Genomic DNA, 11,732 nt, shown 5'->3' with positions numbered 1-11,732 from the left:
ACTAATTTGAAGAAAAGATTGACAGATCAAAATCAATGATCCATAAAAAGATAAAAGTTAAAATTAAAGCTATGAGAATGATGGTTCTGTTGATACCTCTATTTCCTCTGTTTCTGGAATTTTCACGGGCCTCCGCCCAATGCGAACCAAAATCAATGGCATTATGTGTGTCTTTGTATTTAGAAAATTTAGAATCGAAACTATACGGATTGCCTGTGTCTTTCCCTTTATAGTACCGCGGGGTATAGTTATACCTTGAATTCTTCCTTAACTTAAGTGATTTGAGTTTAAACATGATTTTTGATGAATTTTCAAAATTAAAGAAATTCCATCAATTCTTAAGACTTAAACCTTTATTTAAAATGGGAAATCTATTCTAACTGCTAATTAGATTTATAAAATTTGGCATCTTTCCTGAGTTGTGCCATTTTGATGGCCGCAATAGCTGCTTCTGTCCCTTTATTGCCATGGATTCCTCCGGAACGCGCTTCAGATTGAGCTTTGGTATTATCTGTAAGCACACAGAAAATAACAGGAATGTCGCCTTTCAAATTGAGTTCCATGATACCTTGAGTCAAACCCTGACAAACAAAATCAAAATGCTTGGTTTCGCCTTGAATCACATTCCCCACAGCAACGATAGCATCTAACATTTCGAAGCTTTCCTGCATTTTTTTGCAAGCATAAGGCAGCTCAAAACTACCAGGGACATTCCATCTTACAATATTTTCCTTGATAGCTCCAACATCTATTAAAGTGTCAAAACCGCCTTGAAAAAGGCTTTCTGTAATTTCTGGATTCCATTCTGAAACCACAAAACCAATCTTCATGTCTTTGGCATCAGGAAGGTTTTCCTTGTCGTAAACTGAAAGATTTTTTTCTGAGGTTGCCATTTTTAAAGAACTTCAGCTTGGCCTAGATAAACGTCTGCATTTCTGGCTTCTTCAGAATTCGGAAACTCGTCTTTTATTCTGTTCAAGTGTTTTTCAGCCGTTTCTCCGTCTTTCAGACTGATGGCTGTTACAGCAGCTTTCATCAAAAACTTTGGAGTCGTAAACTCGTTGGTTCTCATTTTTGCAGCCTTCTCAAAATAACCTAATGCCTCTTCAGGCTGATCTAATTGTAAAAACGCATCTCCAATAGAACCTTTTGCCAATGGCGTTAAAATTTCATCATCTACATTAAATTTATCCAGATAGTCGATAGCTTCCTGATAGTTCCCAATATTTAAATGAGCGATGCCAGCATAATAATTGGCCAACTCACCAGCTTTAGTTCCGCTATAATTAGAGGAAATGTCTTCAAAACCAAATTTCCCATTACCACCCCGAAGTGATCTTGTAAAAAGTGAGTCCTGCTGTGTTCCCGTAGATTCAATAGCAGAGTTAAAATACTGTTGTGCCTGGTTCATTTCATTTGCAGCTTCAGCTTCGTTCGGCTCCTGAATAAATTTCTGATAACCCAAAAATGCCAGGATAACAACTGCAATGGCGATAATAACACCAAAAATAGGTTTTTGATATTTAGATAAAAACTGCTCTGTAGAACTAGCGCCTTCATCTAACGTGCTAAATACTTCAGCTGTTGTAGATTCGCTTTCAATCTTCTCTTCGCGTTCAGCTTTGTTATCTGGTTTGTAACCTCTTTTCTTGTATGATGCCATAATTGTATTTTGTTCAGGTCGCAAAAATATAATTTTATTCCATATACAATACACTATTTATTTGATATTTTTACATTTCAACTTTTATTAAATTCAGAAGTAAAGCCCCAACATTTACAGCAAAACGTAAATTGAAGTAATCACATGATTTTAAATAAACTGACACTTATTAATTATAAAAATTTTGAACAGCTGACTTTGGAGTTCGATTCTAAAATAAATTGCTTTGTAGGTAAAAATGGAATCGGGAAGACCAATATTCTAGATGCCATTTATCACCTTGCGTTTGGGAAAAGTTATTTCAATCCTATTACCAGTCAGAATGTGAAGCATGGCGAAGAATTTTTTATGCTGGAAGGAGATTTTATGAATGGTGAAAAATCTGAGAAAATAATCACTTCTTACAAGAAAGGACAACGCAAATTGATTAAAAGAAACGGAAAAGATTATGAAAAACTAAGCGATCACATAGGAACCATCCCGCTTGTGATCATCTCTCCTACAGATCGTGACCTTATCCTAGAAGGCAGCGAAACCCGAAGAAAGTTTATGGATGGGGTAATTTCTCAAGGCGACAAATTGTATCTGGACACCTTATTGAGGTACAACAAAGTGCTTTCTCAACGCAATGCTTTGTTAAAATATTTTGCAGCTAACCGAACTTATGATGAAACAAGTCTTGAAGTTTATGATGACCAGATTAAAGAACTAGGACAACTTATTTTTGATAAGCGTCAGGAATTTATAGAAGAATTCAAACCTATTCTTCAAAAAAGGTATCAGGAAATAAGCAATTCCAGAGAAAACATCAGTTTGACTTATAGAAGTCAGTTTAATGATGAAGATTCATTTGAAACAATTCTAAAATCAGGTTTAAAAACAGATTTACAACGTCAGTTTTCAAATTACGGCACGCACAAAGACGATTTAATCTTCAAAATAAAATCACATTCTGTAAAGAAATTTGGTTCTCAGGGTCAGCAAAAGTCCTATTTAATTGCTTTAAAGTTCGCTCAGTACGATTTTTTAAAATCGCATTACGGCGTCAAACCTATTTTACTTATGGATGATATTTTTGACAAACTTGATGAAGACCGGGTGTCACAAATCGTTAAAATGGTCACCAATGCTGAACTTGGTCAAATGTGCATCAGCGATACGCACCCTGAACGAACCGAAGAGGTTGTTAAGAAAAATGCAACTCAATATAAAATGATAAACCTGGAACATGAAATTTAGTTATTTATTAATCAGTGCATTACTGGTGATGTCCTGCAACTCAAAGCCAGACTTTGAAGAAGTTTCAAAACTTAATGGCTTTTGGGAAATTGAAAAAGCGGAGACTCCTTATGGTGATAAGTCCTACAAAATGAATCAAATGGTGGATTATTTTCAAATTGAAGATTCCATCGGATACAGAAAAAAAATGCAACCAAATTTACTTGGGAATTACAAATCTTCACAAAATCGAGAATATTTCACTGTTCAAGACCGTAAGGATAGTGTGGTGTTAGTGTATAAAAACGATTACGACACCTGGACTGAAACCTTGTTGAAAATTGAAGAAGACAAGTTTGTAGTAAAAAACGAACAAAATTTTATTTATACTTACAAAAGACACGAACCTAAAACTATAGGCTTAGATGAAAAATAAAAGAGCAAATGAAGAGCAGTCTATGAAAGATTTAATGGAGATCTTCAAGAGTAAACACAGGTTAAATCCTGGACTGAATAAGGTGGATGTTGAAAATGCATGGATGACTCAACTTGGGCCGGCAATCAAAAACTACACGAACGAGGTCAAGTTCAGAAATCATACGCTAACCGTTCACCTCTCGTCTTCTACACTTAGAGAAGAATTGAGTTATGGTAAAGAAAAAATTATTAAAACACTCAATGAAAGCTTAGGCCGGGAGCTGATCTCAAAATTAATTTTACGATAATATTATGAAACTTAAAAAAGTGACTTTTAAGAATAAAAACGGTAATAAGCTTGTTGGTCGATTGCAATTTCCAGCAACACAGCATCCAAAAGCTTATGCGATTTTTGCTCACTGTTTCACCTGTGGTAAAAATCTAAAAGTGATAAGGGAAATATCTTCAGCCTTAACCGAACTTGGAATAGCAGTCTTAAGATTTGATTTTACTGGTTTGGGACAAAGCGAAGGTGAATTTGAAGATACCAATTTTTCTCATGACATAGAAGATTTGCTTGAAGCCTCAAAATTTCTTGAGAAGGAATACAAGGCCCCGGGCTTAATCATTGGTCACTCGCTTGGCGGCACTGCAGCTCTGTATGCAGCCAAGCAATTGGATAACATTAAAGCTATTGCCACTATTGCAAGCCCATCTCAGCCTTCGCATGTTCAGAATTTGATAAAAGACAGTGTTGACACTATCACCAATAACGATGAGTCTGTCGTCAACATTGGAGGTAGAGATTTCACAATAAAAAAGCATTTCTTAGAGGTTTTAAAAACACTGGACACGAAATCATTTTTAGGTGATTTAAAGAAACCTCTTTTAATTATGCACTCACCACAAGATCAAATTGTGGGAATCGATAATGCCGAAGATTTGTATAAATGGGCACATCACCCTAAAAGTTTTATCAGTTTAGATAAAGCAGATCATCTTTTGAATGAAAATATCAACGCATCCTATATAGGTAATCTTATAGGACATTGGGCTTCCAATTGTCTGGATCTTTCTAAAGTTGAAAACCCTGCCCTATCTTCAGAAAGTCAGTCTGCAGCGTTTCTGAAGGATGAAGATAAGTTTACGACACATCTTAAAGTTGGTGATTTTGGTTTTATAGGTGATGAACCTGATGATCACGATGGAGATGACTTTGGTCCGGCTCCATACGATTTACTAACAGCCGGACTTGCTGAGTGTACTGCGATGACTCTTCATGTCTACGCCCGACACAAAAAGTGGGAACTTAAAGAAGTGCGTGTCCACGTGGGTCATGAAAAAAAGAAGGTTGAAAGTGAAGATGGAAAAACTCAACAAAAAGATGTTTTCTACAAAAAAGTAGAGATTGTTGGAAACCTGGACGAATCTCAAATAGAGCGCTTACACGAAATAGGAGATAGATGCCCTGTGCATAAAACTTTAACTTCTGACATTGAGATATCGTCAGAATTGGTAAACTAAAAGTAATGTTAAGTTAGTGCTTTTATTTTAGCGAAGTCAGTATTTAAACTACATTTACATTGAATTTTAAATCAATTAATCATGAAAAAGATAAGTTTATTAACCTTAGTTCTAAGTTTAATTCTAGTTATAGGATGCAAACAAGAGGGTAAAAAAGATAGTGAAAATACGGATGCTGTTGGTGTAACAGATACACTAATAACAGTTACTCCTTTACAGATAGAATCACCAAAATTCCCTGATGCAACTTTAACTCATCCAGGTGGTGATGTTATAGAAGTTCCAGCTGGAACAGTTGATTTTAATTTTACAGTAGAAAATTATGAACTTGGTGTTCAATCAGAAAATGCTGGAGAAAACGGCCTGGCAAATTCAGCTAATGGACAACATATACATTACATCTTAGACAATAATCCTTACTCAGCGCATTACGAAAGTAAATTCAGTAAGGAAATATCTGAGGGCGATCATGTATTACTTGCATTTTTATCCAGATCTTATCATGAATCTGTAAAGAATACTAATTCTTTTGTAGTGAAAAAAATAAGAGCTGGAAACCCTTCTGAAGACCAACAAATGGACATTGATTTATCCGCAGAACACTTATTCTACAGCAGACCAAAAGGAACTTATAAAGGTGAGGATACTAAAAAAGTCCTTTTAGATTTCTTTTTAGTCGGTACTGAAATTGGTGAAGAAGGAAATAAGGTTACAGTAACTATCAATAATAATGAGGAGTATTTGATCAACGAATGGGTGCCTCATGTTATTGAAGGATTACCGATGGGTAAAAATAAGATTCAGCTCACCTTAGTTGATAAAAATTTAGAACCAATTCCTGGTCCATTTAACTCGGTTTCAAGAACAATTACCCTTGAAGAAGATGATAAAATGAAGAGTGGCAATGAAATGTAATAATTAAAGCTCATAAATTTTATACCAAAAAAAACCATCCGCCTAAGGCGGATGGTTTTTTTTATGGCTGATGATTTCAAATTTCAGGAATCAATCGATTTCAAAATTTTCTGAAGACGTTATCACGTAAGAACTTGGCTCATTATTGCTCGAAGTTCTTTCTGCAGTAATTATAATTCTTTTAGGCTCAAAAGGAGTTGTAGTGATCAAAGAACCTTTCTGTGTAGTCGAAAACAAGCCGCTAGACATTTCCAACTGGCCTAGGTTTTTAGTACCTCTCCCGGTTTCGATCCATACAACGTACATTTCTCTTGGTGGATTTAAACGTTCCGGTGAAGTCAGGTTCTCGGCTTTTAGATTAATCTTATAATTTTTATTTACATCCAACTTGATTTTCGCAGTTATATCTGCACCCGGAACGGTTTCCGAAACAGGAAAATTAACCGTGGTAGCACAAGAGGCTATAAGAAATAAAACTACTAGTGATAAACTAATTTTGTAATTCATAATTTGATTTTTCTTCAAAATTAAATGTATTCTTGGTATTAGATTATATTTTATGATTTCTTATAAAAATAATTGCTTTTTGAATTTCTGTGGCCATCACTTTGTCTTCATTCACAAATGGAACTCTGCTCCTGAACGCTTTCAAGAGGTCTTCAACAATTTCAGAACTTTTTAAGGGAAGCCTAAAATACATAGCCTGAGAGGCATTGAAAAGCTCAATAGCCAAAATGCGTTCAAAATTATCAACAACTCTAGAAAGTTTGGTCACAGCATTGGCACCCATGCTTACATGATCCTCCTGGCCATTGGAAGACACAATAGAATCAACACTTGCTGGAGTGCACAATTGCTTATTCTGGCTTACAATACTTGCAGCGGTATATTGAGGTATCATAAAGCCGCTGTTAAGCCCTGGAGAATTCACAAGAAAAGTTGGTAAACCACGGAGTCCGAAAACCAGTTGGTATATTCTGCGTTCAGAAATATTTCCCATTTCACTCACTGCAATAGCCATCACATCTGCTGAAATCGCTAAAGGTTGTCCATGAAAATTACCGCCAGATATGATTTTATCTTCTTCTGCAAACACATTAGGATTGTCTGTGACACTGTTAATTTCTGTCAGCAGGGTTTGCTCAACATAGCGAAGCGCATCTCTTGTAGCCCCATGAACCTGAGGCACACAACGAAAAGAATAAGGGTCTTGTACATTTTGTTTTTGATTGGCACCCATCTTACTCCCCTCAAGTAAATTCCGAATTGTTTTTGCAGTTTGTATCTGGCCTTTATGAGGTCTTACTTTGTGCACCAAATCATCAAAAGGGGATAAGTTACAGTCGAAAGCATCTATAGAAATAGCAGCAATGGTATCTGCCCATGTCATCAATCGCTGAGTTTTCAATACATTCCTAAGCAGATGAGCACTCATAAACTGAGTTCCGTTTAGCAAAGCTAATCCTTCTTTAGATTGAAGAACTAGAGGCTCCCAACCAAATTTATCCTTCAAAATAGAAGACTTTTCAACTTTTTGATCAATAACAACTTCTCCTTTTCCAAGAAGAGGCAATGCCAAATGTGCTAAAGGAGCTAAATCCCCTGAAGCTCCCAAAGATCCAAGTTCATAAATTACTGGGAAAACACCTTCGTTATAGAAACCGATCAGTCGCTCTACCAATTCAATGGAAACTCCAGAATACCCGTAGCTGAGGGATTGTATTTTTAGCAACAGCATCAATTTCACAACCGACTCCTCAACGCGATCGCCAGTTCCACAGGCATGAGACATGACTAAATTCTCCTGTAAATAAGTGAGTTTATCTTCATTGATTTTGATATCGCACAACGAACCAAATCCAGTATTCACGCCGTAAATAGGAGCTTTGCTTTCTTTCTGTTTTGAGTCAAGGTAAGTTCTGGAAATATTGATTTTAGAGGTAGCTTCTTCGCTTAGAGCTAACTTATAATTGTCTTCAAGTAAGATTTGAAGCTGAGAAAATCCAAGAACATTGGAATCTATATAGTGAATAAGGGACATTGAATATCTTTTTTCAAATATAAGATTTAAGAATTGTTTAGTCTTTTAGTTTTGAAAAAGAATGTCCCAAATAAGTTGAAATATCAGAGGCTAACAAACTTTCTTCTGATGTTTCTTTAGCAGCCATATCTCCAGCCAAACCATGCAAAAACATTCCTAAAACACCAGCATCCAGACTCGAATAGCCTTGTGCCAACAGGCCGGTAAGCAAACCGGTAAGTACATCACCGCTTCCTGCGGTTGCCATCCCTGAATTGCCCGAAGAATTTACAAAAACTTCATCCCGATAAACGCAAAGGCTATAGGCGTCTTTAGCTAGCACAACCACGTCCAATTGCTTAGAGAAATCTTTTAGTTTTTCTAATTTTTCGAAATCATCTTTCCAGCCTCCCACCAATCTTTCGAGTTCTCCCGGATGTGGGGTTAAAATGGATTTCTTGTGAGCCTGCTCATCCAGGGTTCCCGGGCGGGTTTTATCCTGCAAATCTTTGTGCTTGGCAATAAGATTTAGAGCATCGGCGTCAATAACAAAAGGGCTGGTAGATTTATCTAACCATGCCTCTAAAGCTTTTAAGGCGCTCTCAGAAGTTCCTATACCTATACCAATACCAATGGCATCTGCTTTAAAATCGAGTTCCTGATAACTGATAAATTCCTCAGATGTATTTTCAATCAGCATGGCTTCTGGCAGATGTTGAATTAAAGCCAAATGGCCTCTACTTGGCATAAGTACGCTTGTTTTACCCACACCAGAGCGCATACAGGATTTGGAGGATAGGATAACACTACCCAGCATCAGTTGGCTTCCACCAATCAAAACAGCGTGACCATAAGTTCCCTTGTGTGAAAATCGGGATCTAGACTGATAAAGCTTTTTTGCAAAAGCTAAGTCAACGAAATTAAATTCAGAAGAAATTTCACTTAAGCGTTTTTGACTTAAACCGATGTCTATGATTTTTACTTTTCCTACAAATCTTGAATAATCAGGTAAGTAGAAAGACAATTTAGGCGTTTGAAACGTCAGTGTCAAATTCGATTTAAATACTTCTTCATTCTTGCCAGGAGATTGATCCAGATACATGCCACTTGGCACATCTATACAAATAGTATACGCAGATGACTTAGTTACATGTTTTGCAAGTTCTTGAACAAAATCTGGCATTGAACGATTGAGACCCACTCCAAAAATCGCATCGATAACAAGGTCTCCAGAATTTATTTCGGGGAGTTCAGTATCTTTTTCAAAGTCCCGGATGTCGCATTTAGATTTATTTTTGAGTCGAACCAGATTTTTTTGATTATCATCTGATCGTGAGGAGGTAAAATTGACCAATAGTACGTCTACATCATAGCCGTCTGCTGCTAAAAAATAAGCAATAGCCAGTCCGTCTCCCCCATTATTTCCTGGACCAGCAAGAACTTTAATCTGTTGCGAAGTCGACTTTAGTCTGGTTTTGACAGCTTCGTAAGCCAAGCCGGCAGCACGCTCCATCAATTCCCACGAGCTTATAGCTTGCTCATCGCAAGTATAGCTGTCTAAATCTGCTAATTGTGATGCGTTTAAAATTTTCATGATAAAAATTTAAAATTAAACCCTGGCCTTGGCCTGACTTTTCTCCCATTCCCAGGCATCTTTCAAAGCTTCCTCCAGGCTTCGTTTTGCTTTCCAGCCTAAAGTCATATTTGCTTTTTTAGTATCTGCATAGGCTGCAATCACATCTCCGGGACGTCTGCCTACAATCTTATAATTCAGATTTTCTCCAGAAGCGTTTTCAAAAGCCTTAACGACTTCCAATACTGAAGAACCTATGCCTGTTCCCACGTTAAATACTTCGAAGTTTTCTTCAGTTTTGGAACTCATAATTCGCTCCAAAGCCACTACATGTGCCTCTGCCAAATCCATCACGTGAATATAATCCCTGATACAGGTTCCGTCCTGAGTTGGATAATCATCCCCAAAAACAGATAGTTCTTTACGCTTCCCTATGGCGGTTTGAGTAATAAAAGGCACTAAATTTTGAGGAGTTCCTATAGGCAACTCTCCAATTTCATTGGTGGGATGTGAACCGATAGGATTAAAGTATCTTAATGAAATAGCCTTTAGATTATCATAAGCAGCACAGGTGTCTGATATAATTTCTTCACCTACTTGCTTCGTATTTCCATAAGGAGAAATCGCTTTTTTAACAGGGGCAGATTCAGAAATAGGAAGCTCACTGGCTTCCCCATAAACCGTACAGGAGGAACTGAAAATGATATTCTGCTCTGTTAAGTTTACCAGATTTTGAAGCAAATAAGTGAGTGCTGCAAGGTTATTTTCGTAATATAAAAGAGGATTTTCTACACTTTCACCTACAGCTTTGGAAGCCGCAAAATGAATAATACCAGAAATATCCTGATGCTTGGCAAAAAAATCTAAAAGACTTGATTTATCTCTTAAATCCAGTTTGTGAAATTCTGGAGTTTTGGAAGTAATATTTGTAATACCTTCAAGAACTTTTAAAGACGAATTAGACAAATTGTCTATAACAACGACTTCGTAGTCTTTATTTTGAAGAGCAACCACAGTATGGGAACCAATAAAACCAAGCCCCCCTGTAACAAGAATTTTCATAATAAGATGTGTTAAATTTGTTATGCAAATTACAAAAATTGCAAGGCATAACTAATGTAAATCTTATTTTTGAAGAAAAATATATATGTCAAAAGTTGATACAACAATAAGCGCTTTTAGATGGGTAAGTATTCTGGAAGCTATCTCTTTTTTATTACTATTATTTATAGCCATGCCTTTAAAATACATTTGGGACATGCCAGAATATGTCAGGATTGTAGGTATGGCTCACGGTATCCTTTTTATACTTTATCTCCTGGGCGGATACTGGATGTTTGAAAAATTAAATTGGTCGGTAAAAATCTTATTTATTGTTTTTCTAAGTTCGATATTACCTTTTGGTCCTTTTATCGTGGAACGCAAATATTTGCCAAAATAATTTAATCTTACTACAGTCTGTCCTTAACAAACTCAACTTTTGTCTTACCATGAGGTTTGGCATTGCCATGTTCATCCAGGCTAACCATGACAATTTTGTCCACCTTGATTAGGGTATGCCGTGTCATTTTATTTCTCACTTCGCATCTTAAGGTTAAAGAGGCTGTCCCGAATTTGACGACTTCAATCCCTATTTCGACGATATCACCTTGCTGAGCTGAACTTTGAAAATCGATTTCACTCATGTATTTGGTGACTGTTTTCTGATTTTCCAGTTGGATGATCGAATATAAAGCGGCTTCTTCGTCAATCCAGGCTAAAAGCCTGCCTCCAAATAAGGTTCCGTTAGGGTTCAAATCCTCGGGTTTTATCCATTTTCTAGTATGAAATCTCATAAATTCTTAGTTTTACTTGTTCCTGTTTAATACATGCTGAATAATTTCAGAATGGTCAAAAGCTAAAGTAGGTAAATTTTTAAGATCAAACCAAAGCGCTTCATCCGCATCATCACTTCCTTTCACGTCGCTTCTTTTATCAATTTCAGCAATAAAAGCAAAAGTGACTGTTCTGCTTCTTGGATCACGTCCTATTTGGTCGTAATAATCTAAAAACTCAAGAACACTTTCATCTAAATCCAGTCCGGTTTCTTCGTTCAATTCACGCTGACATGCGGTTTTTATCAGCTCGTCTTTTTCTACAAATCCCCCAGGTAATGCCCAATGATTTTTATAAGGTTCGTTTTTTCTTTTGATGAGCAATACAAAATTATGCTGTTCTTCTTTCAAAATGACAACAGCATCAACAGTTATGAAAATAGAAGGGGAATAAGACATCTGCTCTTGAAATTTTACTGTTAAAAAATTTAATTTCTTACCAACTACTCTTAGAAAACTAAACTTGCTTTACTTAGTTGAAATACAAGTTCGCTAAGGTGTTAAGTTGACATTTTAAAATTAAAAAAA

General features: G+C 36.4%; 15 protein-coding genes. 6 read left to right on the top strand and 9 right to left on the bottom strand.

What is annotated here, in order from left to right; all coding sequences use genetic code 11:
- Position 1: 1 nt before the first annotated feature.
- The 3 genes from LB450_RS10750 to LB450_RS10740 form a co-directional block, all read right to left on the bottom strand.
- Entirely contained in the window at positions 2–295 is a 294-nt protein-coding gene (locus LB450_RS10750; RefSeq protein ID WP_224488406.1) for a hypothetical protein, read from the bottom strand.
- Positions 296–383: 88 nt separating this feature from the next.
- Entirely contained in the window at positions 384–893 is a 510-nt protein-coding gene (ribH, locus tag LB450_RS10745; RefSeq protein ID WP_224488404.1) for a 6,7-dimethyl-8-ribityllumazine synthase, read from the bottom strand.
- 2 nt (positions 894–895) lie between these two features.
- Positions 896–1,663, bottom strand: a complete 768-nt coding sequence (locus LB450_RS10740; RefSeq protein WP_224488403.1) for a tetratricopeptide repeat protein — start codon at positions 1,661–1,663, stop codon at positions 896–898.
- A 144-nt stretch (positions 1,664–1,807) separates the two neighbouring features.
- On the opposite strand from LB450_RS10740, the gene recF reads away from it, so the two are divergent.
- From recF to LB450_RS10715, 5 genes are all read left to right on the top strand, one after another.
- Complete coding sequence (gene recF, locus LB450_RS10735; RefSeq protein WP_224488401.1) at positions 1,808–2,902, top strand: DNA replication/repair protein RecF; 1,095 nt, start codon at positions 1,808–1,810, stop codon at positions 2,900–2,902.
- Positions 2,892–3,317, top strand: a complete 426-nt coding sequence (locus LB450_RS10730; RefSeq protein WP_224488392.1) for a hypothetical protein — start codon at positions 2,892–2,894, stop codon at positions 3,315–3,317. Before recF ends, LB450_RS10730 begins: the two co-directional genes overlap by 11 nt.
- On the top strand, positions 3,307–3,606 hold the full coding sequence (locus LB450_RS10725; RefSeq protein WP_224488390.1) for a DUF721 domain-containing protein: 300 nt from the start codon (positions 3,307–3,309) through the stop codon (positions 3,604–3,606). The genes LB450_RS10730 and LB450_RS10725 overlap by 11 nt, the downstream gene beginning before the upstream one ends.
- Positions 3,607–3,610: 4 nt before the next feature.
- Positions 3,611–4,822 carry a bifunctional alpha/beta hydrolase/OsmC family protein gene (locus LB450_RS10720; RefSeq protein ID WP_224488388.1) on the top strand — a complete coding sequence of 404 codons (1,212 nt, stop codon included), beginning with the start codon at positions 3,611–3,613 and terminating at the stop codon, positions 4,820–4,822.
- 81 nt (positions 4,823–4,903) lie between these two features.
- Entirely contained in the window at positions 4,904–5,737 is an 834-nt protein-coding gene (locus LB450_RS10715) for a hypothetical protein (protein WP_224488386.1), read from the top strand.
- 90 nt (positions 5,738–5,827) lie between these two features.
- On the opposite strand, the gene LB450_RS10710 is transcribed toward LB450_RS10715, so the two are convergent.
- Genes LB450_RS10710 through galE form a run of 4 tightly spaced genes read right to left on the bottom strand, consistent with a single transcriptional unit; the run spans position 5,828 to position 10,392 of the window.
- On the bottom strand, positions 5,828–6,244 hold the full coding sequence (locus tag LB450_RS10710) for a hypothetical protein (protein WP_224488384.1): 417 nt from the start codon (positions 6,242–6,244) through the stop codon (positions 5,828–5,830).
- A gap of 43 nt (positions 6,245–6,287) precedes the next feature.
- Positions 6,288–7,778 carry a histidine ammonia-lyase gene (hutH, locus tag LB450_RS10705; protein WP_224488383.1) on the bottom strand — a complete coding sequence of 497 codons (1,491 nt, stop codon included), beginning with the start codon at positions 7,776–7,778 and terminating at the stop codon, positions 6,288–6,290.
- Positions 7,779–7,815: 37 nt separating this feature from the next.
- Complete coding sequence (locus tag LB450_RS10700; RefSeq protein WP_224488381.1) at positions 7,816–9,351, bottom strand: NAD(P)H-hydrate dehydratase; 1,536 nt, start codon at positions 9,349–9,351, stop codon at positions 7,816–7,818.
- Between the two features lie 15 nt (positions 9,352–9,366).
- Positions 9,367–10,392: a UDP-glucose 4-epimerase GalE gene (gene galE / locus LB450_RS10695; protein ID WP_224488378.1), complete on the bottom strand. Its 1,026-nt coding sequence runs from the start codon at positions 10,390–10,392 to the stop codon at positions 9,367–9,369.
- An 85-nt stretch (positions 10,393–10,477) separates the two neighbouring features.
- Between galE and LB450_RS10690 the strand changes: the two genes are divergently transcribed.
- Positions 10,478–10,771 (top strand): DUF3817 domain-containing protein, encoded by a 294-nt coding sequence (locus LB450_RS10690; protein WP_224488377.1) that lies wholly within the window; start codon positions 10,478–10,480, stop codon positions 10,769–10,771.
- A gap of 10 nt (positions 10,772–10,781) precedes the next feature.
- Here the strand turns inward: LB450_RS10690 and LB450_RS10685 are convergent, their stop codons facing one another.
- Both LB450_RS10685 and LB450_RS10680 read right to left on the bottom strand, forming a co-directional pair.
- Positions 10,782–11,165 (bottom strand): acyl-CoA thioesterase, encoded by a 384-nt coding sequence (locus LB450_RS10685; RefSeq protein ID WP_224488375.1) that lies wholly within the window; start codon positions 11,163–11,165, stop codon positions 10,782–10,784.
- Between the two features lie 12 nt (positions 11,166–11,177).
- Positions 11,178–11,603 (bottom strand): NUDIX domain-containing protein, encoded by a 426-nt coding sequence (locus LB450_RS10680; RefSeq protein WP_224488373.1) that lies wholly within the window; start codon positions 11,601–11,603, stop codon positions 11,178–11,180.
- Between the last annotated feature and the right edge of the window lie 129 nt (positions 11,604–11,732).

Source organism: Psychroflexus curvus, assembly GCF_020164585.1.
GTDB classification, from domain to species: Bacteria; Bacteroidota; Bacteroidia; order Flavobacteriales; family Flavobacteriaceae; genus Psychroflexus; species Psychroflexus curvus.
The sequence above is the reverse complement of the archived record's forward strand: the minus strand, read 5'-3'. Positions and strand labels throughout refer to the sequence as shown.

Bases quoted from the DNA above. Each gene is read 5' to 3' on its own strand.
- LB450_RS10750 (WP_224488406.1), bottom strand. From the start codon at position 295: ATGTTTAAACTCAAATCACTTAAGTTAAGGAAGAATTCAAGGTATAAC.
- ribH (WP_224488404.1), bottom strand. From the start codon at position 893: ATGGCAACCTCAGAAAAAAATCTTTCAGTTTACGACAAGGAAAACCTT.
- LB450_RS10740 (WP_224488403.1), bottom strand. From the start codon at position 1,663: ATGGCATCATACAAGAAAAGAGGTTACAAACCAGATAACAAAGCTGAA.
- recF (WP_224488401.1), top strand. From the start codon at position 1,808: ATGATTTTAAATAAACTGACACTTATTAATTATAAAAATTTTGAACAG.
- LB450_RS10730 (WP_224488392.1), top strand. From the start codon at position 2,892: ATGAAATTTAGTTATTTATTAATCAGTGCATTACTGGTGATGTCCTGC.
- LB450_RS10725 (WP_224488390.1), top strand. From the start codon at position 3,307: ATGAAAAATAAAAGAGCAAATGAAGAGCAGTCTATGAAAGATTTAATG.
- LB450_RS10720 (WP_224488388.1), top strand. From the start codon at position 3,611: ATGAAACTTAAAAAAGTGACTTTTAAGAATAAAAACGGTAATAAGCTT.
- LB450_RS10715 (WP_224488386.1), top strand. From the start codon at position 4,904: ATGAAAAAGATAAGTTTATTAACCTTAGTTCTAAGTTTAATTCTAGTT.
- LB450_RS10710 (WP_224488384.1), bottom strand. From the start codon at position 6,244: ATGAATTACAAAATTAGTTTATCACTAGTAGTTTTATTTCTTATAGCC.
- hutH (WP_224488383.1), bottom strand. From the start codon at position 7,778: ATGTCCCTTATTCACTATATAGATTCCAATGTTCTTGGATTTTCTCAG.
- LB450_RS10700 (WP_224488381.1), bottom strand. From the start codon at position 9,351: ATGAAAATTTTAAACGCATCACAATTAGCAGATTTAGACAGCTATACT.
- galE (WP_224488378.1), bottom strand. From the start codon at position 10,392: ATGAAAATTCTTGTTACAGGGGGGCTTGGTTTTATTGGTTCCCATACT.
- LB450_RS10690 (WP_224488377.1), top strand. From the start codon at position 10,478: ATGTCAAAAGTTGATACAACAATAAGCGCTTTTAGATGGGTAAGTATT.
- LB450_RS10685 (WP_224488375.1), bottom strand. From the start codon at position 11,165: ATGAGATTTCATACTAGAAAATGGATAAAACCCGAGGATTTGAACCCT.
- LB450_RS10680 (WP_224488373.1), bottom strand. From the start codon at position 11,603: ATGTCTTATTCCCCTTCTATTTTCATAACTGTTGATGCTGTTGTCATT.